At 44.6% G+C, this 21,218-nt stretch carries 20 protein-coding genes; 10 read left to right on the forward strand and 10 right to left on the reverse strand.

The annotated features are described in order from the left end of the window. Positions 1 to 5: 5 nt before the first annotated feature. From hutI to M917_RS01655, 7 genes are all read left to right on the forward strand, one after another. Positions 6 to 1,367, forward strand: coding sequence for an imidazolonepropionase (hutI, locus tag M917_RS01620; protein ID WP_040641604.1), 1,362 nt, complete (start codon positions 6 to 8; stop codon positions 1,365 to 1,367). A gap of 401 nt (positions 1,368 to 1,768) precedes the next feature. Beyond that, a complete protein-coding gene (locus tag M917_RS01625) occupies positions 1,769 to 2,131 on the forward strand; it encodes a roadblock/LC7 domain-containing protein (RefSeq protein ID WP_040641606.1) in 363 nt (120 codons plus the stop codon). A gap of 112 nt (positions 2,132 to 2,243) precedes the next feature. Further along, a complete protein-coding gene (locus M917_RS01630) occupies positions 2,244 to 2,738 on the forward strand; it encodes a PAS domain-containing protein (RefSeq protein ID WP_021813003.1) in 495 nt (164 codons plus the stop codon). 3 nt (positions 2,739 to 2,741) lie between these two features. Beyond that, positions 2,742 to 3,491: a PhnD/SsuA/transferrin family substrate-binding protein gene (locus M917_RS01635; RefSeq protein ID WP_021813004.1), complete on the forward strand. Its 750-nt coding sequence runs from the start codon at positions 2,742 to 2,744 to the stop codon at positions 3,489 to 3,491. 268 nt (positions 3,492 to 3,759) lie between these two features. Continuing rightward, complete coding sequence (locus M917_RS01640) at positions 3,760 to 4,377, forward strand: hypothetical protein (RefSeq protein WP_021813005.1); 618 nt, start codon at positions 3,760 to 3,762, stop codon at positions 4,375 to 4,377. 41 nt (positions 4,378 to 4,418) lie between these two features. Beyond that, positions 4,419 to 5,033: a hypothetical protein gene (locus tag M917_RS01645; RefSeq protein ID WP_021813006.1), complete on the forward strand. Its 615-nt coding sequence runs from the start codon at positions 4,419 to 4,421 to the stop codon at positions 5,031 to 5,033. Between the two features lie 458 nt (positions 5,034 to 5,491). Continuing rightward, on the forward strand, positions 5,492 to 6,163 hold the full coding sequence (locus tag M917_RS01655) for a class I SAM-dependent methyltransferase (protein WP_021813007.1): 672 nt from the start codon (positions 5,492 to 5,494) through the stop codon (positions 6,161 to 6,163). A 19-nt stretch (positions 6,164 to 6,182) separates the two neighbouring features. On the opposite strand, the gene M917_RS01660 is transcribed toward M917_RS01655, so the two are convergent. The 6 genes from M917_RS01660 to M917_RS01685 form a co-directional block, all read right to left on the reverse strand. Then, complete coding sequence (locus M917_RS01660) at positions 6,183 to 6,767, reverse strand: GNAT family N-acetyltransferase (protein ID WP_021813008.1); 585 nt, start codon at positions 6,765 to 6,767, stop codon at positions 6,183 to 6,185. Positions 6,768 to 6,813: 46 nt separating this feature from the next. After that, positions 6,814 to 7,533 carry a nucleotidyltransferase family protein gene (locus M917_RS01665; RefSeq protein WP_021813009.1) on the reverse strand — a complete coding sequence of 240 codons (720 nt, stop codon included), beginning with the start codon at positions 7,531 to 7,533 and terminating at the stop codon, positions 6,814 to 6,816. Further along, complete coding sequence (locus tag M917_RS01670) at positions 7,530 to 8,900, reverse strand: XdhC family protein (protein WP_021813010.1); 1,371 nt, start codon at positions 8,898 to 8,900, stop codon at positions 7,530 to 7,532. The genes M917_RS01665 and M917_RS01670 overlap by 4 nt, the downstream gene beginning before the upstream one ends. A gap of 111 nt (positions 8,901 to 9,011) precedes the next feature. Beyond that, positions 9,012 to 11,456 (reverse strand): xanthine dehydrogenase family protein molybdopterin-binding subunit, encoded by a 2,445-nt coding sequence (locus M917_RS01675; RefSeq protein ID WP_021813011.1) that lies wholly within the window; start codon positions 11,454 to 11,456, stop codon positions 9,012 to 9,014. 2 nt (positions 11,457 to 11,458) lie between these two features. Next, a complete protein-coding gene (locus M917_RS01680) occupies positions 11,459 to 12,451 on the reverse strand; it encodes an FAD binding domain-containing protein (RefSeq protein ID WP_021813012.1) in 993 nt (330 codons plus the stop codon). After that, a complete protein-coding gene (locus tag M917_RS01685; protein ID WP_040641671.1) occupies positions 12,448 to 13,101 on the reverse strand; it encodes a 2Fe-2S iron-sulfur cluster-binding protein in 654 nt (217 codons plus the stop codon). The genes M917_RS01680 and M917_RS01685 overlap by 4 nt, the downstream gene beginning before the upstream one ends. A 428-nt stretch (positions 13,102 to 13,529) precedes the next feature. Here M917_RS01685 and M917_RS01690 point away from each other — a divergent pair, with 428 nt between their 5' ends. Continuing rightward, positions 13,530 to 14,183, forward strand: a complete 654-nt coding sequence (locus M917_RS01690) for a DsbA family oxidoreductase (protein WP_021813014.1) — start codon at positions 13,530 to 13,532, stop codon at positions 14,181 to 14,183. A 29-nt stretch (positions 14,184 to 14,212) separates the two neighbouring features. Continuing rightward, complete coding sequence (locus M917_RS01695; RefSeq protein WP_021813015.1) at positions 14,213 to 14,908, forward strand: haloacid dehalogenase type II; 696 nt, start codon at positions 14,213 to 14,215, stop codon at positions 14,906 to 14,908. A 126-nt stretch (positions 14,909 to 15,034) separates the two neighbouring features. On the opposite strand, the gene M917_RS01700 is transcribed toward M917_RS01695, so the two are convergent. Further along, entirely contained in the window at positions 15,035 to 16,165 is a 1,131-nt protein-coding gene (locus tag M917_RS01700) for an S-(hydroxymethyl)glutathione dehydrogenase/class III alcohol dehydrogenase (protein WP_040641672.1), read from the reverse strand. 423 nt (positions 16,166 to 16,588) lie between these two features. On the opposite strand from M917_RS01700, the gene M917_RS01705 reads away from it, so the two are divergent. Beyond that, complete coding sequence (locus M917_RS01705; protein WP_040641613.1) at positions 16,589 to 17,479, forward strand: LysR family transcriptional regulator; 891 nt, start codon at positions 16,589 to 16,591, stop codon at positions 17,477 to 17,479. A 7-nt stretch (positions 17,480 to 17,486) separates the two neighbouring features. Here the strand turns inward: M917_RS01705 and M917_RS01710 are convergent, their stop codons facing one another. From M917_RS01710 to M917_RS01720, 3 genes are read right to left on the reverse strand one after another with little or no spacing between them, the layout of a single operon-like run. Further along, a complete protein-coding gene (locus M917_RS01710; RefSeq protein ID WP_051354197.1) occupies positions 17,487 to 17,804 on the reverse strand; it encodes a DUF4031 domain-containing protein in 318 nt (105 codons plus the stop codon). Between the two features lie 20 nt (positions 17,805 to 17,824). After that, positions 17,825 to 20,134 (reverse strand): transglutaminase family protein, encoded by a 2,310-nt coding sequence (locus tag M917_RS01715; RefSeq protein ID WP_021813019.1) that lies wholly within the window; start codon positions 20,132 to 20,134, stop codon positions 17,825 to 17,827. After that, the gene (locus tag M917_RS01720) at positions 20,131 to 21,168 is read right to left on the reverse strand and encodes a hypothetical protein (protein ID WP_021813020.1); all 1,038 of its coding nucleotides are present in this window, start codon (positions 21,166 to 21,168) and stop codon (positions 20,131 to 20,133) included. Before M917_RS01720 ends, M917_RS01715 begins: the two co-directional genes overlap by 4 nt. Positions 21,169 to 21,218: the final 50 nt, after the last annotated feature.

Below are 21,218 nucleotides of genomic sequence, written 5' to 3' on the forward strand. Positions count from 1 at the left end.
ACATCATGGCGAATACGACAAACACAATGAATCACGCATCTATTGACGATAGATGTATGGTGTCGTTTGACCACATTATTATCAATGTCAATCTGGCCACATTTTCAGCACAGTATGGTTTTGATCTCCATACCAACAACAATATTGACACCAAGGAAAATGAATCGATATCAGCCAATAGCCCATTGGCAAAAAGCACGCCTTATGGCCAGTTAGAGAATGCGGCTATCGGTATCAAAGAAGAAAAAATTGCGTGGATTGGTGCACATACTCAAATCGAAGCGTATCTCACTCAATATCAAAGCCATCAAATCACAAATGCTAATGGCAATTGGCTTACACCCGGATTGATCGATTGTCACACTCATATTGTTTATGGTGGCAATCGCAGCAATGAGTTCGAAGCACGTCTGCATGGTGCCAGTTACCAAGATATCGCAGCACAAGGTGGCGGTATTGTCGCGACCGTTAGCGCCACTCGTGAGGCTAGCATTGAGACACTATTTGCCCAAAGTGAAAAGCGCCTGCTCGCGCTCATAAAAGAAGGCGTAACCAGCATCGAAATCAAATCTGGTTATGGTTTGGATTTAGACACTGAACGTAAAATGCTAACAGTCGCTCGCCAGCTGGGCGAAAAGTATGACATTCATGTCAGCACTACCTACCTCGCCGCTCATGCCCTGCCACCTGAATACAAAGGCCGTGCAGATGACTATATCAAGCAAGTTTGCGAATGGCTGCCAATCCTACATTCAGAAGGCTTGGTCGACGCAGTCGATGGTTTCTGTGAAAGCATTGCCTTTAGTGCCGAACAAATCAAGCGCGTCTTTGAAGTCGCACGCGCATTGGGATTACCAGTCAAACTGCATTCTGAGCAGTTATCTGACATAGGCGGTAGTGCATTAGTTGCCGAATATCAGGGCCTATCAAGCGATCATCTTGAGCACTTATCAGAAGACGATATCAAAAAGATGGCGGTAAGCAATACGGTCGCTGTCTTATTGCCGGGCGCGTTTTATACTTTGCGTGATACCAAGCTGCCACCGATTGACGCCCTACGTAAACACCAAGTGCCTATGGCGATTTCAACCGATTGCAATCCGGGTACATCACCGTTGACATCGCTATTATTGGCGATGAACATGGGCTGTACGCTGTTTTATCTCACACCTGAAGAAGTACTGTCAGGAACAACGGTTCATGCCGCGCAAGCACTAGGCTTAACCCAAAAAGGTAAAATAGAAGTGGGCTATGATGCGGATTTGGCATTATGGGATATTACCCGCCCTGCCGATTTGTGCTATCAGATAGGCCTCAACCCTATTCAAGGCATTATGTCTCAAGGCAAGTGGCGGGAAAAAATATAACTAATATCGTTTTTTTTATGGTAATTCAAAAAGCCCCAGTCATTAGATGATTGGGGCTTTTTATATATGTACATCAGTAGACTCCTACTTTATGTTATTACAAAAACTCGTGGAATAAATAAGCACATAAAATCATCACATTTAACATCGCATCTAACTTGCAGTAGATTTAATCATATAACCCATTCTTTTATCTCAGTTTCCTCATATAAATCATAGATTCAAAGGCAAAAAGTCAAATATAAACGGTAAAAAAATATCGAGAATTTCGAATTAAATTAACAATTACTATATCAATATTGTTAGCAAGGAATTACAATACCTTTATTGAAGTGAGGGTATTTTTGGCCAACTCTACTATCTCATCAATATAAACCAACAACCAGTATAGAGAAATCGATATGCGTACAGACTCGTTCCAGCAAATCTTGGAAGACCTAAACAGTTCCTCAGCGGATGTTGAAGCATCTGCCCTCATTTCTAACGATGGCCTTATGATTGCTTCAGCCCTACCAACTGGCGTTGATGAAGACCGCGTTGGCGCTATGTCAGCGGCTTTATTGTCATTGGGTGACCGCGCAGGACGTGAGCTGGCACGTGGCAGTATCGACCGTATTATGATTCAAGGCGAAAAAGGCTACGTAATCATGACCTCTTCTGGAGAAGAAGCGGTGCTTACCATTATGGCAAAACCAAATGCGAAGCTGGGTTTGATATTCTTAGACATCAAACGTGCCTCAGAAGCTCTAGCAAAGCTTATCTGATTGGTAATGTTTTTGATTGGCAGTGTTTTTGATCGAGAATATTATCGACAATAACCACACCAGATTGGCTTTTTAATCATTATAACTATAACGATAAATGAAGGAGATTACGATGGGTTCTCCGATCCCTGATGCACATAAGCCTGATATGCCTGCTGAGCAGGTTACTCTGACGTATCATGATGGCCATTCGCGGACTGTCTATGATACAGGTATTGAACGTGCCTACCCAGATGGTAAGCTGATTGTATCGCGTACAGATTTGGACGGTATCATAACGCATGTTAACGATGCTTTTGTCGAGATTAGCGGCTACAATATTGATGAATTAATTGGTCAACAGCATTATATTTTGCGTCATCCTGATATGCCAAAAGCCGCTTATAAAGATTTATGGGATACCGCCGCATCTGGACAAAAATGGCATGGCTACGTCAAAAACCTATGCAAAGATGGCAGTCATTATTGGGTTTATGCGACCGTTGTGCCTAATGTTCGTCGCGGCGAAACGGTGGGATATACGTCTGTGCGACGTAAACCATCACGCAGCAAAATCGAAGCGGCGATCGCTCAGTATGCCCAAATGAAACAGAATGAGGAAGGCTAAATCATGACGACACACAATATGTTAATCGCCCCAGATTTTTCGCCTGAGCGTTTTGCAGGCTGGCACATGTTTAATACCTTGATCCAAAAACGTGCCAACCTAAACATGCATCTGAATATCCCCGCCTCACACGCAGAGCAAGAACAGATTATTGATGCAAGTGATACACAGGTCATTTATGCCAATCCTTTTGACGCAGCCATACTGATCCGTGAGCAAGGATACCGCGCAGTCGCCCGTCCCATTGGTAAGTCTGACGAGATGGTCATTGCGGCGGCGGCAAATAGCAATATCAATCGCCTAGAAGACATTCAGGCGGGTGCTACTATAACAATGGCGGATAACCGTGATGTTAAGCTGATCGGCTTACGACTATTAGAAGCTGTTGATATAGAAGAAGCTGATCTCCACTGGGATATCACTGAAACGTATCAAGCAGCAGCGCGTAAAGTCATCAAAGGTGACGCGCAAGCAGCCTTCTTTTTGGCAGAGATTTTTCATAGCTTTTCACGCCTAACTAAAACCCAGTTATCTGTACTCATCGAAAGTGATTTGGCTGATATCAGCCATGTGCTACTGATCAAAGAGGGATTTCCTGACACTCAGATCTTTATGGATGCCGTTCTTAATTTGCATCACGATGACGATGGTAAAGAAGCATTAACTGAGCTTGGTATGCCGCAAGGGTTTGAGTCAATGAGTGAAGAAGATGCGGAATTTATGATAGATTTGATGCAAACCTTGCTTGATTAGTTGGCTGATATTAATTGGCCTGTTTCATCTTTTTGCTTAAATTAAGTCATGATCTATTGCTGGTCAATACTGGCTATATGCTACTAACGGTACACTATAGTCAATCCAAAATAAAAATGGTATATAAGTTGATAGTGTTCTACTGGTATAAATTTTCCTCGCTGGCTGTTCGCAAGCGTGACAGATGCTTCATAAAACTCACACCAGCAGAACGGTAACCTTTTTAAAATGGATCGACTGTAGTAACTATGGCGTAAAGGACACTATTATGTCTGATTCAGATCTTATCAAAGAAAACGAGATGGAAGCGCGCCGCGTGTTTCGCTTATACTCGCGCAAAGTTTTTTTAGCACCCAACAATCGCTACTTTCATGAACAACGTATCAATGCGGCGTTGCTTTTAACCGAAAAAGAACCGCTGCAAGGTGCGGTCGCAGACTTTTTTTATGGCTGCTGGTATGATATTCCTTATGATGTAAACAACCTGTTTACTCGTATCAAAGATCGCCTGTACCCTCATGTCCGACAAGGTTTTCGTGATTGTATTGATAAGAAACGCTATATCCAACGCAACAGTATGCTGGCGACTCGCTGGAGTGTACTGATATCGCCTTCTCTCAATGAGCAGAAACAGCGATTGCGTATCAGTAGCGATGACGCCAAACAAATCTCCAAAGACATCACGACCGAGCTGATGCAAGCGCGTGATGATAAAGATTGGGGCACAATTGAGCAAATAGAAAACGAGTTCTTTGCGCATTGCATCGCTCGCAATGATCGTTTGGCTTTTTCTTTGGTATGGTTTCGCTTGGGCAAAAGTGACTGGCATTTCGATGAGCGCTGGAATAACTGTCAGCAACACCTAGATCAAACCATCAAAAGCTAACTTATTACTTATTCAAAACTTTCATCACAATGGTAGCCGCTATGTCCTCTTACTTAAATGCTGATAAAACCTATCTGACCTTAACGCCAGCCGGTATTTTTGAGGCATTTTCACAAAATGAACCGACTGATGAGCAGCTGTCACTACAAGATCTCTTGTCTTATGAGCAGACCCTGCTAGCTGCTGACTGGCTGGAGCGCTATTCTGATGACTGGTTACAAAGCTTTACAGAGCAAGGCTGGATTGAAAAGCTGTCTCTATTTTTGCCAGCGCCCAATTTGCCATTGGATCAGTTTTTGCCCTATGTGGTTGCCAGCTTGTCGGGCAAACGCCGCGCAGCGATTGGCTCTGATGAAGGATTTTGTCTGGCGCGGATTGGCTACAGTCAAGAAGAAGCGGACATGCTAAGTGTGGCGGCGGCTGATTTTTCGGGTTTTATGCTACGCCAAAAACAACGCGGCTGGGCGGTAGAAAGCCAAGCTATTTCATTTTTTCAGCAGGTCGATTTACTGATTCCTGAGACCAGTTTTGTGTTTTTGTGGATTGACGGTTCAGGCTACGTGCTTATCATCGATGGTGAGCCTCTGACCAATAGTCGTGCCTTTGTAGAGCTGGTATGGGCATTAAAAACATCTGGACTAAGATTCCTGAGCTAAATCCATTCCCTACCTGACTCAGCTCAACATTCATTAATAATTCCTTACCTCAATAAATGCGCCTGACTTTCTTTAAAACAGGTGCATTATTCCTCTCTACTGTTATATTATTTCTCTATGCCTTATTTTTCTGTTATTCAGCAGCGATGTAGGGCATGTTGAACATTCGACCATGATAATGTGCCGTACTCATTTCATAGTGAATTGACTATATAGTCAGTGAGAAGTAATATCGATAAAACACGTATAGCCAGTTTATGCATAGTAATAAGAATACCTTGAGAATTAACAACACCTTATCAAGCTGTTGAGTCATAATATCTCCAATACTAAAACCACGCTTTTTTGAAGTATTTATAAAGTTTTGACAACTTAACTCATTATCGTCAGCTATTACCCTCTTTAAAAGTGGCAACTTCTGCCAAATATTGCACTCTTGCTTATTTTTAGGATCTTTTATGACTTCGTTGACCACTGTACGCTTGCGTTATCAAACGATTGAAATTGGCAACACAGATATTCATATTTGTACCCTGCGTGACAATCAACAATTTAGTGATCCTGAGAATGAAGCCTTAGATTTAGGTATTTGTTCGGCTTCTTGGCCGATGTTTGGGGTGATATGGCCATCGAGTTTGGTGCTGGCGAATCATATGCTCAATTACGATATTGCAGGAAAGCGCATCTTGGAGGTTGGCTGCGGCATGGCACTATCTAGCCTACTGCTGAATAGCCGACATGCCGACATCACAGCGACTGATTATCATCCAACGGTTGAGTATTTCCTCGATCGCAATACCACACTTAATAATAATGAAGAGATCAATTTTGAGCGTTTAAACTGGGCAGAAGACAATAGCCATCTCGGTCAGTTTGATATGATTATCGGCAGTGACTTGCTTTACGAAGACCAACATATCGATATCTTGGCGGCGTTTATCGCGCGGCATGCATTGCCAACCTGTGAGGTTATCGTCGTAGATCCGGGTCGTGGTCGCAAAAACAAGCTGACCAATAAGATGATAGAGTTTGGTTTTAGCAGCAAGCATGTCAAGCCTGAGAATACCGCCTATCTTGACGCGCCCTTTAAAGGGCATATTTTGACGTTTTCGCGGGATAGCAGCAAATAAGAGAAGTAATGAGCGGCTATCATATATAGGATTGAGTAACGACACTGTCTTGCCACTGCTCCCGAGTTATTTTATATAGCACATGCTCAGCAAGCGTATGATTAGTGTCAAGCATAGGATGGTAAAAACTGTCCTGTGTGTTCGTCATACCGATACGTTCCATAATAAGTTGTGAGCGCTGATTGATAACAGCAGTAAATGAGACAACGTCATCAAGTGCCAGCTCGGTAAAGGCGAACTTTAACGCTGCACGTGCCGCTTCAGTTGCGTAACCTTGTCCCCAATACTTTTTATGTAATCGCCAACCAATCTCGACAGCAGGAGAAAACGGCATATCGGTATGCGCATTATTTAATCCAACCATACCGATAAAATTATTACGCTTTTTTGAACCGTCTTTTAAGCTGACCGCCCAAAATCCCCAGCCATTGTCTTCAATAAGCTGCTGGCATTTTTTGGCAATAGTGTTGCTCACGGTAGTCGATAATAACTTTGGAAAGTATTGCATCACTTCAGGATCAGCATTCATCTCAGCGAATATCACAAAGTCGCTTGTTTGCCATTGCCTAAGATAAAGGCGGTCTGTTTCTATCACATTGGTCATTTTTATCTCTTAAGGATTGATATTGCTCTGATACCGTTAAGGTTATTTATTTATCTAGCCAGCCTTTCTGCTGCGCATAAGCACGCTGTGCTGGCGTATCAATGTCATAGCTGAGCTGCGCATTGGCAACTGTCATTATTCGACTGGGCGGCAAGCTTCTAATCAAGTGACGCAAACCCTTATCCCCGATTAGCGCCGACTGCCATTGTCTTAATAACTCATAATCAATCACTAAAGGCAGTCCAGTGATATTTTTTTTAAGTGTATCAGTAGCATTTGTCTCATTTAAGTCTTGCCAATTGTGATAACCACTTGCAACCACTGCCTGCTTACCTGCCAGCAATGCCATTAAATGCGGCGCATCGAGTAATATTTGATCGATACCCATGATTAATACTCGATCAATCGATAGGTCTGTAACGTCAGCCAACGCCTCAATTCCTAAAGACAAACTATGTGCCATACCTGTTTCAGGTTGTGTGTTCATCACTACTCGAATCACGGGATACTGAGAAGCCAATTGGTCAATCGCACTGGCAATCAATTGATGATTATTAGGAACGACCACGATGATGGTTTTCGGCTTGGTGGTCAGTGCAAGTTTCAGCATATAGCAAACGAGTGGTTCACCCTGTTTACACAGTAACTGTTTGGCCTGACCTAAGCGCTGACTGAGGCCGCTTGCCAACACTATAACCGCATGGCTTTTCACATAGTTTTGCGCGTGATTTTTAGCATCTACGACAGTAATGGTATCGCTACTCATACGCTACTCGGTGCCATATCTTTTTCATTGCTTGTTGCTGCCGTACTTGCAACGTTATTGTGCAAAAATGCGTTGGACGCTGTTTGCTCGTGCATGACGGCATTTATTTGAGCCATAATACCGAGCGCGAGGGCTTCGGGGCCATCCCCACCGAGCTTATAACCGATTGGATAGTGCAACTTACTAATACCAGCATCCAAAACCGTAGGATGACTGACAGTGGTGCTAATTTCATTAATTAAGCGCTCAGTGCGGTAGCGTGGTCCTAATTGCCCAATATATCTGTAATTTTTGGGATGGGCTAGCAGTACGGCCAGACGAGCACGATCTTGGCTAAGACTATGCGACATCAAAGCAACAGCCGCATTATTGCTCAGATTGAGTAACTTTTCGGTACTCTCTAATGGCAGATGCATCACCATATCTGCCTGAGGAAAACGCATCCGAGTCGCATATTGCGCGCGACTGTCTATAACCGTGACATGCCAATCTTGCAGTTTTGCCATCGTGACCAGTGGCATCACATCATTGCCTGCACCGCAAATCAACAAGCGAGTTTGAGGTTGTAGCCGTTGTATGAGCCATTCTGTGGTTCCGTCCCCATCATCTAAAACAACGTATTTAGCATCGTTATCAAGCGGCTCATATTTTAACAATGCTGCACTCATATTCGTCAATTTTTGCCAAAACTCAGAGGGTGCTAGATCCAAATCTTTACCAGCACCTATCACCCCTATTTTTCCTAATTGGCTATAGTCATCTAGATTGATGCGTATTCCAATTTGTAACTCAGCGCTTTTTTGCGATTCAGTACTTTGCTGCTGATAACTATCAGAGCGAATCAAAGTCGCTATTGTGGCGGGCTGCTGAGTATAACGAACCTGACAGATTATCTCTAATAAGGGTTTTGCGGTCACCACTCGTTCAAACAACACATGCACCCGTCCATTACAACCTAGCCCAAAATTTAGCTCATCTAATTCAGTGCCTAAGTCAGTGTTTGGCTCAATATTTATCTCAATATCTGGTTCAAAGTCTAGCTCATCAGATCTTTCAATATCAGCCTGATCTTTTTTCACCGCTACTTGTGCTTGACCATTTTCAGCATACTCAACGTCATCACCTGTCTGGTAGACTTGCACATTTGCGCCATTACGAGTCAGCCAAAAGGCGCGTTTAATAATATGCGGCTCTAAGCAACCCCCGCTAATCATCCCAACCGAGCAACCATCTTCACAGATGAGCATCATGGCACCAGCGCGGCGGTACGCTGAGCCCTCAGTACGCACGACAGTTGCTAGTACAGCATCAACGTTTTTTTGCTGAGCCTCACTTGCCAGCTTAAGAATGTCAGCAACTTGATTCATAACGCCTCTTATTTAATAATTATTTTTTGATAATGATAAAAGATACTAACGATTGAGTTACAAAAACCCGCTCATTAAGCGGGTTTTTGTCATATACATGGCTAGTAAAAACTACTCTGGCATCTCATAAAGCAGCTTGTCGAGAGTAATCGGGAAATCATAAACACGGACACCGACCGCATTGTAGACAGCATTAGCAATGGCCGCGGCAGCACCAGCGATAGCCGTCTCACCGATACCTTTGACATGCATTGGGTTGGTATAAGGATCATCTTCTTCTACCAATATCACATCCAACTGCGGTACATCCGCATTGACTGGGACGTGGTACTCGGCAAGGTCATGATTACAGAGGCGACCGTCGCGTTTGTCGTGAATCACTTCTTCCATCAACGCTGAGCCAATACCAAACACCATGCCACCATAGCACTGTGAAGTGGCGGTTTTTTGGTTAAGGATACGACCAGCGGCAAAGGCACCCGTCATACGCTTGACTCGAATTTCACCAGTGACTTTATGAACGGCAACTTCAGCGAAATTTGCACCAAACGAAGATTGACGATACTTTTTGTCATTTTTACCCGGTTTTATCTGACCTTTGGCACTGATTTTTTGCTCGTCATATTTACCGACAATATCTGTTAGCGCATAAGAGTCATTGTTATCAAAATCGTACTTCTCTGACTCTGATAGTGCTTGCTCTTCCAATACTTGCTCTGATAATGAAATTCCTGTGGTTTCTGATATCTTGTTAATGGTGCTATCAGCGAACGCTTGGCTATTCTTCTTAGCAGTCTCTACAGCAGTTAGCTCATGCTCACCGACTTGTTTGATGTGACCGTCGGCCAGCTGAATGGTATCAGGATATAGGCCGACTTTTTCAGCCAGCATTTCACGCAATTGTTCACAAGCAAGATAAATACTACTACCTGCACTTGCAGCTCCCCAACTGCCTCCTGAGCCTGATGCAGGGGGCAAGGCGCTGTCACCCAATTTCATCTCGATATGATCAATCGGTAAACCCAGCAAATCAGCAGCCACTTGAGAGAACACGGTATAAGAGCCAGTACCAATATCGGTCATGTCTGTTTCGATGACAGCTTTGACACCGAGTGTTTTTGATTTATCTACCTGAAGCGTTGCGCGTGCCTCAGAGGGCTGTAATTGATTGCCACGTGCCGCAGCAGCCATGCCAGTTCCTATCCACCAGTCCCCTTCTAATTGACTGGCTGGTTTGGTATTTCGCTTACTCCAGCCAAACTGCTCAGCACCTTGTTCCATACAAGCAATCAGCTGCCGTGTCGAAAAAGGAATGTCCTTACTAGGATCTTTTTCAGGCTCATTACGGCGGCGTAGCTCGATAGGATCTATATCCAATTGAGAGGCCAATTCATCCATTGCGCATTCAACCGCGATCATGCCAACAGCCTCACCGGGTGCACGCATCGACCCTGATAACACTTGATTCATATCTACCATTTCATAATGGACGCGGCGGTTTTTACCACGATACAAGTAATGCGTAGACAAAGCAGTCGGTTCAAAGAATGCCTCTCCGGGCAAATTGCTAGAAACGGTATCGTGAATCAACGTATCGATGACACCCTCTTTATCACAGCCGATTGCGATACGCTGACGAGTATTTGAGCGTCTGATCGTGGCTTCCATCACTTGTGGACGGGTCATGGTAATCAATACTGGGCGACCAAGCTCTTTTGCGGCGATAGCAGCGGCGATAGACTCAGGGGCAATACCAAGCTTGCTACCAAAGCCACCGCCAACATAATGAGCGATGAGCTGCACTTGATCTTTGTTCAAGTCCAAAGCATCCATCACTTGTTGCTTGCAAGAGGCGAGCATTTGATTCGCAGTATAGAGGATTAATTTATCTTCTTCCCAATGTGCCAATGTCGCATGTGGCTCCATGGCAGCGCTGTTTTGACTTGGTGTATGATAAAAACGATCGATCGTTACTTCGGCATCAGCGAGCCCTTGGTCTGGATCGCCTTGCACATAATTTTTGTCAGAGCCATTTTTTTCATCAACTGCATGGGCATTGGACAGCTCTTGGGTGAAATTCAATGCCGCTTGGTCAGTCTCGTCTTTATAAGTAACTTTAAGCGCTTTTGCTCCTTCTGTCGCCGCCTCAAAGGTTTCAGCAATGACAACCGCTATCGGCTGGCCATGGTAAAAAATCTCGCTAACACCTTGCTTTGGTGCTTTTTTTGCGCCGCCCTGCTGAGAGTTACGCAAAAAATGCTCAGGATCGGTGACGACTTTGATAATATTAGGAATACCTTTTAGAGAGTCACTGTCGATTTTCTCTACTTGACCTTTAGCAATTGTCGCACCAACTAAGACACCATAAACTTGATTGTCCAGATGTATTTCAGCACTATATTTTGCTTGACCACTAACCTTTAGCGAACCATCAACACGGTTGATCGGCTTACCGACAAGCTTGCTCGCCGTTGTACTCAGCAAAGACTCAACAGGCTTATCCATGGTCATTTTTTTGGTCGGTTCTGACTGAGTGATTGATTCAAATAATGCCATGATTATGCTCCCTCGCCCGCTAGTGCGCGCTGAATGACTTGTTTTAGTAGGCGACGCGTTAACGGTATCTTAAAATCATTTTGACCATTACCTTTGGCATCGCTCAATAATAAATCTGCGGCCTGTGTAATAATGTCGATATTGCCATCAGTATCCGTCAAGAGTGCCTCAACTTCCTCATTACGCCACGGTTCAGTACCAATACCACCAAATGCCAGTCGTACCGTTTTCAGAGTACCATTATCATCAGCGTCTACTACCGCCGCACATGACACGAGTGCGAACGCATAAGAGGCGCGGTCACGGACTTTGTCATACGTGTGCACGCCTTTAATAGGGGCTGGCAGTATCACATGAGTGATAAGCTCACCACGCTCTAAGACGTTTTCGATATGCGGCGTGTCTTTTGGTAGACAATAAAAATCTTTGACAGCAATGGTGCGCGTACTGCCATCGGCTTTTACCGTCTCAATCTTTGCATCAAGCAAACGCATGGCCACGGCCATATCGGATGGATGCTGAGCAATACAAGCATCACTAGTACCTAAGATTGCAAGGGTACGATTCTCACCATTGATGGCTGGACAACCCGTTCCCGGCTCTCGTTTATTGCAGGCACTGTCTGTCTGATAAAAATAATAACAACGCGTGCGCTGTAAGAAATTACCACCGGTCGTTGCTCTATTACGTAGCTGACCAGTCGCCCCTGCCAAGATCGCTCGCGCTAGTACAGGATAATTTGCAATGATGTCAGGATGTGCTGCCAAATCACTATTGGTCACAAGCGTCCCAATACGTAAACCACCATCATCAGTGGATTCAACTTGTTGCAAGTCAAGACGAGTGATATCGACCAGCTTAATTGGGGTTTCAATTTCTAACTTCATTAAATCCAGTAGGTTGGTACCACCTGCGATAAATGCAGCGTCTTTGGTACTCGCAGATGTCGCAGCTTGCTCTGGTGCAGCAGCACGGTCATATTCAAAACGTCTCATGAGCGGCCTCCTAGCGTGTTGGTTGCTTGAGTATTGTTTGATGATTTACCAAGTTGGCTTTCGCTAGGCGGCGGTGACCAAATCCCTGTTACTTGCGATCCTTGCGCTGTCTCTGTTGTCGACTTTGAAGACTGCTTAGCAACTTCACTTTCGAGCACTTGTGAGATGGCTTTAATGATATTGGGATAGGCTGAACAACGACAAATATTACCGCTCATGCGCTCAGCGATTTCTTGCACCAATAATCCATCAGGATTTTTTAGATCAGCAGTCACGTAGCTTGGCCAATTTTGCTTGACCTCTTCTATTAATGCGGTCGCTGAACAAATTTGGCCAGGCGTACAATAACCACATTGGAAAGCGTCGTGATCTTTAAAGGCTTGCTGCAATTCTGATAGCGACTCGGGCATTCCAATACCCTCAATCGTAGTGATTTCATCACCCTCATGCATGACAGCAAGTGTCAGGCAAGAATTGACCCGTCTTCCGTTGATGAGAATTGTACAGGCACCGCATTGACCGTGGTCACAGCCTTTTTTGGGTCCAGTGATTTGTAAGTGCTGACGACAGACATCGAGCAGTGTCGTACGCGTATCGAGATTATCGAGCTGATAATTCTGCTTATTAATTGTTAAGGTCAAAATAGACATGCTGGCTTCTCGCTGGCAGATGATCATAAAAAAAATGCTTTTAAAACAAGCGCTATTCGTTGCATTATGACGTATCGATACTGTTGTTTTGTTTTTACTTTGTAGTCATTAGGGTGTAGTTTCTAATCTAAAACACTATCAACGCAGGAACCTTTTCAATGCATTATTTCTTGTTAAGCAATATTTTAGCCATCAGTCATACCTACTCTTCAAAATTTAAAACACTCTGACTTTGATAAATAAAATCTTATACATGCTATTTATCTTGCCATTGATAATGATTACATTTGCACTACTTAAGTCGTAACCTAGAGTGCATTGTAATCGTCCCGTCATTCTCTTAATATTGATTGATTGCACGGATATGGCTGGACAACACACCAGACACATCTCCTTTAAAATATAAATAACATTACTGGTGAGAAATTATGGAACCATCAAAAAAACCACTCCGAATAGACATTGTCTCAGACGTCGTCTGCCCTTGGTGCGTCATCGGCTATCGCCAACTGGCAATAGCGCTTGAGCAAACTGGTACAACTCATACCATTCATTGGCATCCGTTTGAGTTAAACCCTAACATGCCAAGCGAGGGTCAGAACCTACGCGAGCATATCATTGAGAAGTACGGCTCGACGAAACAAGAGTCCGATGCTAGCCGCATCAGAATGGCAGAAGCGGGTCGTGAAGTGGGCTTTGAGTTCAATTTCAATGACGACACGCGTATGCACAATACCTTTAATTTGCATCAGCTTTTACATTTTGCTGATCAACAAGGACGTATGCATGACTTAAAACAAGCCTTGTTTGTCGCGCATTTCACCAATAACAGAGACATCTCTGATATTAATGTACTTGCTGATATTGCAGCAGAGACTGGGCTTGATCGTAGTGAAGCGCTGGCAGTGTTGGAGGGTCAGTTCTTTGCTAAAGAAGTACGAACCGAAGAACAGCATTGGCAACAACAAGGCATTCAAAGTGTACCAGCGGTTATCTTTAATGAGCGCCATCTTGTCAGCGGTGCGCAAGGCGTCGATAATTACATTAGTATTTTAGAGCAGTTAGCCACCATGCCTGACTGAATCATTATTTAAAATAAAAAGGATTTTTTATGTCCTCTGATCACAGCCCAAGTATCATTGTGTTCGATGTTAATGAGACACTGCTCGATATCAATACGCTTGCGCCTCTGTTTACGCGGGTCTTTGGTACGCAAGCGGTTCTGAGAGAATGGTTCGCACAGCTGGTCTTGTACTCACAGACCATGACCTTATCTGGGCTATATACGCCTTTTGGTGAGATTGGTGTCGGCGCGTTACGCATGGTAGCTGATATTCATCAGACGACGCTGACAGAGAGCGATATTGCCGAATTAAAAGAGCGTATGAATAATATGCCTGCCCATGCGGATGCGATACCAGCGCTGACTCGTTTACAAGAGGCGGGGTTCCGATTGGTCACGCTGACCAACTCAGCGAGCAGCGCCTCCCCAACTCCTTTAGAAAAAGCGGGATTAAGCCATTTTTTCGAACGTCATTTCAGCGTTGAGACGGTCAGTAAGTTCAAGCCTGCACCTGAAACTTATCAAATGGTAGCGAAGGAGTTGTCTGTTAAAACGTCAGATTTATGTCTTGTGGCTTGCCATCTTTGGGATACCATAGGCGCGCAAGCGGCGGGTTGTCGTGGTGCATTTTTGACGCGTCCTTATAATGCGATGCTTAACGCACCGAATGTACCAATACCAGATTTGACCGCATCAGATTTGCTGACGCTAGCGGATCAAATCATTAGTGGAAAGGGTGATTAATACATCCAATTACTAGGGCGTGTTTGAAAATAACGTCAAAAAAGGCTGCTTCAATATTGAAGCAGCCTTTTTGTTTTTAACAAAGTATTTTTAGAACAATAATGATGTCGATATTGCCGTTATCAATTACTCTGCAAAATGTACCACAGAGCGAATACTCTCGCCTTTATGCATTAAGTCAAACGCTTCGTTGATGTCCTCTAATGGCATGGTGTGGGTGATAAAATCTTTAAGTGGAATATCACCTGCTAGATAACGCTCAACATAGCCGGGTAATTCTGAACGGCCTTTAACACCACCAAATGCTGAGCCTTTCCAAACGCGACCTGTCACCAACTGGAATGGACGGGTAGAAATTTCTTGCCCTGCGCCAGCGACCCCAATGATGACCGATTCGCCCCAACCTTTATGGCAGCACTCAAGCGCTGAGCGCATCACGTCAACATTACCGATACATTCGAACGAATAATCAACACCGCCATCGGTTAGCTCAACGATGACTTCCTGAATGGGCTTGTCATAATCTTTCGGGTTGATACAGTCTGTCGCGCCAAGTTTTTTAGCCAGCTCAAATTTGCTTTCGTTGATATCAATCGCAATGATACGGCTGGCTTTTGCCATCTCAGCGCCAATCACCGCTGATAGTCCAATGCCGCCTAAGCCAAATATAGCAACGGTAGCGCCTTCTTCTACTTTTGCGGTATTCATGACCGCACCCATACCAGTGGTGACACCGCACCCTAGCAAGCAAACTTCTTCTAACGGCGCGTCTTTGTTGACTTTGGCCAAAGAAATTTCTGGCAAGACAGTATATTCTGAAAAGGTTGAACAGCCCATATAGTGATAAATTGGCTCACCGTCTTTATAGAAGCGCGTGGTACCATCTGGCATGAGACCTTTACCTTGGGTTTCGCGTACCGCTGAGCAAAGGTTGGTCTTGCCTGAGGTACACATTTTGCAAACGCCGCATTCTGCTGTGTATAAAGGAATGACATGATCGCCGACTTGGACGCTGGTCACGCCTTCGCCGATTTGCTCAACGATACCGCCGCCTTCATGACCTAAGATTGCTGGAAACACCCCTTCTGGATCTTCACCAGACAGCGTAAAAGCATCAGTATGACAAACGCCACTCGCCACAATTTTGACCAACACTTCCCCTTTGCGTGGCAACATGACATCCACTTCTTCAATCGATAGTGGCTGATTTGGCCCCCACGCAATAGCGGCCTTAGATTTAATAAATTTGTCTGACATATAAATACTCTCTTTTAATTGGTTATTTTTTACGATACACATCGCTACTGTTTTAGTGTAATTACAATAATTTCAATACATAGTGAGTTCAATATAAAAACGAGTCATCGGAACTGGTATGAATTTTTTGCAGCCTCTGTCTGCGAAGGCACAGCAAGCAAGATTTATACGAGTTCAGCGTTGGAATATGATGTATCTGTTTTATTTAGATTCGGCTATAGTTCAGCTTTTCTATATACGTGACATGAGTTTAGAGCCGAGCTGTTTAAAGACACTTTCAGCTTATCTTGCTTACTGATGATAGGCAAGCTTAAACACAGTAAGTGTTTTTCTAATTTTTACCGATATTTACCATTATAGTTTTTTCTGTAGGGATAACAATATGCTATATTTGCAAATATCTTTTACATACTGGTAATAATGATGCGTTGGGATGGTATTAGCGAGTTCGTCTACGTGGCGGAGTACGAGAGTTTCACTCGCGCAGCAAAAGAATTGGGAGTATCGACCGCGCAAGTCAGTCGCCAGATAAGTGCGTTAGAGAAACGGCTGAATATCAAACTGCTGTATCGCACCACGCGCAAAGTTTCACTCTCAGAAGAGGGCCGCGTGTTTTATCAGCATTGCCGCAGCGTACTTGATGGTTTGGATGCTGCTGAGCAAGCCGTGAGCAATTTACAGTCAAAACCACAAGGCAGGATTAAGCTGACAGCACCTGTCACCTATGGCGAACAGCAATTACTGCCGTTAATCAATGATTTTATGCTGCAATATCGAGACATCGAGGTGACGGCTTTTTTGAGCAATCAAAAGATTGACTTGGTCGAAGGTGGTTACGATTTGGCCATTCGTATCGGTAAATTAAATGATTCAACCATGATGGCCAAAAAGCTCAGCCGTCGCACTAACTTTGTCTGCGCCGCGCCCACTTATCTTGATAAATATGGCATCCCGCACACGCTAGACGAGCTGAGTCAACATAACTGTTTACTCGGTACGCGCGACTATTGGCATTTTATTGAAACAGCTAAAGGCGCAAATGAGGAAGTGAATAAAGAAAGGAACTTACGCGTGGCCGGAACGGTGCAGTACAACAGTGGCCATAGTTTGGTTGACGCTGCTTTAAAAGGTTTGGGTGTCGTCCAGCTACCCGATTACTATGTACAAAAACATTTAGCATCAGGGGCGCTGGTGAGTTTCTTGGACGACTATAGAGAGCCTGACGAAGGCATTTGGGCAGTATATCCCCACAACCGTCACTTATCGCCAAAGATTAGATTGCTAGTAGATTATTTGGCGAAGCGCTTAGCCTAGCGATTGGTCAAAACAGATTCCTCAAAGAAAAACTCTGTTCTGAAAACTCAGATCGCACCATTTGGTCATTCAATTCTACTTTTAACTTTTTGGCACATTCGATAATTTTTTTTCGATCGGCAGGAATCGCACCTTTAGCAATGGCTATTTCGCGCATTTGTACGGTGATGTCATAATGCGGATAACTGGCATGACGATGAAACAAACGCGCATCCACATCAATAAGCGCTGCAAACTCATGCAGTTCTTGTAATGTATCGGCCAACATATGACACCACTGATAACCTTTGAATGTTATCTTCACAAAATCTACGTATATGGCCATTTTACCATTCCCTAAAGCGCTTACATCAATTGGCGTATATGTTTTCTAAACTGTTTAAGCTGTCTTTGATATTCGCGGTCACTGGTATCCAGTGTACTAAGGCGTCCATAACGCAGCTGCCGATAGTCTTGTTGAATCTGCTCAATTTTTGCGTGCATGTCTTCTGAATCAACGTGATTTTTTGATTTATTAGTATTATCACTCTCAAGGTGACGATGCTGGGTCATATCGTCAGTGCGGTTATCCAGCGTTGCTGCCAAACGCTCAAGCCACGCCAACTGTCCTTCGCTATCGCCGCGCGCCAGTAATTTATCGCGCTTACTCAGACGTTTTGAGAGCTGGGCAAGTGGTAGATCTGCTGTATGCCAACGTTTGCGGCGACGCTGCCAAATAATGAATATCAACACCGACATAACAGTAATGGCACTAGCAGCTAACCAGACAATTTGCTGCCCGATTGAGCGAATATTGAACCACTTTAATAGCGAATCAGCTTGTTTATCCTGATCGTAGCCGACAACGTCTTTTTGCCAATAGTAACTGGCCTGATCTGATAAGCGCCGCAAAGATTGGAGCATCTGATACTGCTGATAGCTAATTTGTGCGCCAGCGCCCTCTCCAAACATCGCCGCACCTTGTGATTGCGTCATCGCATCCATGCCTTGCTCTACGCGCTCAGGAGCAACAAAAGCCGTCGGATCCACTCGTACCCAACCTTCGCCTTCAAGCCAAACCTCCGTCCAAGCATGCGCGTCCTTTTGTCGCACTTCCCAGACATTGCCGCCGCGACTCAGCTCACCGCCTTGATAGCCCGCCACAACTCGTGCCGGAATACCCGCTGCCCGAAGCATAAAGGTAAAGCTAGAAGAATAATGCTCACAAAATCCCGCTTTGGTCTCAAATAAAAACTCATCAATACGGTTGGTATTCAGTCGCGGCGGTGACAGCGTGTAGCGAAAATCTGTTTGATTAATCCAGCGCTCAATAGCATTCATATAGCGAACGGGATCAGAGCCTGACTGGGCAAAAAGCTGCTTAGCCAATGCCCGTGCTTGCGGATTGCCATCAGCTGGCAATGCCAAATTCAGCTGCCGCAATTCATTGTCCAAAATAGGATCGATACGCATCGGCGCAAATTGTAATACATCGTAGCGCAGTTGCTGCGTGACAGGTTGATCTTTGAGTAACGTAAAGTCTGACGTAACACTGACATCTGGACGCTGGCTAAAAGGATAGTCGAGTCCAAACAGCCAGTTTTGTTGCGTGGGTTCTAAGATGATCTCATAGTTGCTGGGCGCGACTTTTACCACGTCAGGGACGGTCGCAAATGCATTTTCAATCCAAGCAGGCCTTTGCGGCGAAGGTTGCCATTGTCGTTGCTGAGGGCTTGGACGCCATGTAACGCCATCAAAATCACTAAAAACCAAACCCCGCCAATAAAGCTGCTGTTGTGGCGGACGGTTATTTTCAAACTCAACACGAAAAGCCAGCTCAGTCGATTGTCCTAGATTGGCAAAATCACCCGGTGACATACTGTCAGAAACACCCGTCGTCGCTTGTTGACCGGATAACTGTACTGACCATAACGGTGGCAGACGCGGAAAAAACAAAAACAGCACGACCAGCAAAGGCAATGCACCGATACCCAATATACCTAAAGTACGCAAGCGACCCTCGCCGCGAGTATTGCCATCATCATTGAGTGCGATGAACGCCAACAACACAACAACGGCACCGACCACTACCTCAAGCGTGGTAACAAGACCTTGATTCATTAGAAACAACGCAGCAAGTACGAATAGCGACAAGTTCAATACCACATAGGCATCACGGCGCTTATATAACTCCCAAAGCTTACTGATCAAGCACAGCACCAAAAATGCCACGCCCATATCTAGCCCAAATGCCGTGTTGTAGGTCAGCCATAAACCAACTAATCCCAATAAGAAGCCAAGCATTTGCATGGCTTGATACAGTCGTTTTAAATGGCGCAGTTTTCTAAATCGCGCCTTTACCTGTGGCAATTGGGCGGCAATACTAACGACCGCAAAGCCTATTAGCCACAGGGGCAAATGGGCAGCATGGGGTAAAATAACGATCATTTGGGCAATTAATACCCAATAATATGCTGGCAATGCCAATAATTTGCGATACCCTTTGTTATCATGGCTAATGTCATCGCGGCTTATGTCATCACGGCTCACTCCAACTTGGGCATTGGTATATTGACCCAATGCCAAGCACTCAAAGCTGGTAGCAGCGCTCGTTGTAAAGCCTGTTTCAGATGAGTTGTTAGAAAACGTTTTGCTTAAGGGCTGAGAGTCAGTCATGGTGCTTTCGCCAATCTTAGCAGGCAAGCTTGCGCAAAGCCGTCGCCCTCACCCATTGGTACAACAGTCTGTTCTTCACTGGGTAAGCGCATTTTAAATGGCACTCCTAGCTGAGCCAGTGTCATCACACCATAAGCCAGTTGCGCAAGCTTATGCTCATGATGTGCCGCTGGCATATCAACATAATCTAACATTTGCTCATGGCCGACAGGATCACCGAAATGCTTGGTAAACATACCTTGACCACGCGCCACATGACCCCAAGAAACTCGTGCCAATGACTCACCTTCTATATAATTATCTAGCCGCTCAAAGTCATCTTGACCTTGTCGATACTGTCCACCCGTTGGCAAATCGTCCATACTGACGACGGCATACTGCGTTTGCCAATCAAATGCTTCTGGCTTTGGATACACCCAAGCGGTACGCGCAAAATACACGTACGACCATGCACGCATAATACCCAAAGGATAAACCGTCTTTATTTTTAACCGTGGTAATTCAAGCTGACCGCGAGTATGGGTCTGAATAGGCAGACGAATGACTTGCTCACCTTGTAGCTGGGTCACCAGCACAGAATGTTGATTATCCTTACTGTTTTTAGTCTTTTTATCAGCACGCTTATTGATTTTTTTATCCAGCTGCTCAAAGTCAAACACAAGCTGGCGTCTAGATTGACGGCTCTCACTACGGAGTTGTAAGGTAACCCAAATAGGAGCGCCTGCTTCTGCCGTGGTCACTTCCAATATACGCACTTGCAATCCTGAAATATGTGCAAAGGTCACATGAAAGCTGATGAGCCAAACGCTGACCAGATAAAAAAACAAACCCAGCACCAAATTATTACCGTAGTTGATACCTGCGATAAAAGTGATGATTAATAACAGCGCAAACAGCATGCCTTCACAGCTAAAAAAGATATAGACGTTTCGCAAATTGAGCGTAACGCTGTCACTTTTGGGCGCGCGCGACGCAAACCAACGGCGCAATGCTGACATTATAGGTACAGTTAAGGCTTTTGGCAAAAGGCTCATGATTACCCTATCGTTACCATAAAATTGAAAACATAGTCAAAGCGTCTTAG

This window comes from Psychrobacter aquaticus CMS 56 (assembly GCF_000471625.1).
In the GTDB taxonomy this organism is placed as follows: domain Bacteria; phylum Pseudomonadota; class Gammaproteobacteria; order Pseudomonadales; family Moraxellaceae; genus Psychrobacter; species Psychrobacter aquaticus.

Excerpts from the sequence above, each read along its gene's own strand:
- hutI (WP_040641604.1), top strand. The coding sequence starts at position 6 with ATGGCGAATACGACAAACACAATGAATCACGCATCTATTGACGATAGA.
- M917_RS01625 (WP_040641606.1), top strand. The coding sequence starts at position 1,769 with ATGCGTACAGACTCGTTCCAGCAAATCTTGGAAGACCTAAACAGTTCC.
- M917_RS01630 (WP_021813003.1), top strand. The coding sequence starts at position 2,244 with ATGGGTTCTCCGATCCCTGATGCACATAAGCCTGATATGCCTGCTGAG.
- M917_RS01635 (WP_021813004.1), top strand. The coding sequence starts at position 2,742 with ATGACGACACACAATATGTTAATCGCCCCAGATTTTTCGCCTGAGCGT.
- M917_RS01640 (WP_021813005.1), top strand. The coding sequence starts at position 3,760 with ATGTCTGATTCAGATCTTATCAAAGAAAACGAGATGGAAGCGCGCCGC.
- M917_RS01645 (WP_021813006.1), top strand. The coding sequence starts at position 4,419 with ATGTCCTCTTACTTAAATGCTGATAAAACCTATCTGACCTTAACGCCA.
- M917_RS01655 (WP_021813007.1), top strand. The coding sequence starts at position 5,492 with ATGACTTCGTTGACCACTGTACGCTTGCGTTATCAAACGATTGAAATT.
- M917_RS01660 (WP_021813008.1), bottom strand. The coding sequence starts at position 6,767 with ATGACCAATGTGATAGAAACAGACCGCCTTTATCTTAGGCAATGGCAA.
- M917_RS01665 (WP_021813009.1), bottom strand. The coding sequence starts at position 7,533 with ATGAGTAGCGATACCATTACTGTCGTAGATGCTAAAAATCACGCGCAA.
- M917_RS01670 (WP_021813010.1), bottom strand. The coding sequence starts at position 8,900 with ATGAATCAAGTTGCTGACATTCTTAAGCTGGCAAGTGAGGCTCAGCAA.
- M917_RS01675 (WP_021813011.1), bottom strand. The coding sequence starts at position 11,456 with ATGGCATTATTTGAATCAATCACTCAGTCAGAACCGACCAAAAAAATG.
- M917_RS01680 (WP_021813012.1), bottom strand. The coding sequence starts at position 12,451 with ATGAGACGTTTTGAATATGACCGTGCTGCTGCACCAGAGCAAGCTGCG.
- M917_RS01685 (WP_040641671.1), bottom strand. The coding sequence starts at position 13,101 with ATGTCTATTTTGACCTTAACAATTAATAAGCAGAATTATCAGCTCGAT.
- M917_RS01690 (WP_021813014.1), top strand. The coding sequence starts at position 13,530 with ATGGAACCATCAAAAAAACCACTCCGAATAGACATTGTCTCAGACGTC.
- M917_RS01695 (WP_021813015.1), top strand. The coding sequence starts at position 14,213 with ATGTCCTCTGATCACAGCCCAAGTATCATTGTGTTCGATGTTAATGAG.
- M917_RS01700 (WP_040641672.1), bottom strand. The coding sequence starts at position 16,165 with ATGTCAGACAAATTTATTAAATCTAAGGCCGCTATTGCGTGGGGGCCA.
- M917_RS01705 (WP_040641613.1), top strand. The coding sequence starts at position 16,589 with ATGCGTTGGGATGGTATTAGCGAGTTCGTCTACGTGGCGGAGTACGAG.
- M917_RS01710 (WP_051354197.1), bottom strand. The coding sequence starts at position 17,804 with ATGGCCATATACGTAGATTTTGTGAAGATAACATTCAAAGGTTATCAG.
- M917_RS01715 (WP_021813019.1), bottom strand. The coding sequence starts at position 20,134 with ATGACTGACTCTCAGCCCTTAAGCAAAACGTTTTCTAACAACTCATCT.
- M917_RS01720 (WP_021813020.1), bottom strand. The coding sequence starts at position 21,168 with ATGAGCCTTTTGCCAAAAGCCTTAACTGTACCTATAATGTCAGCATTG.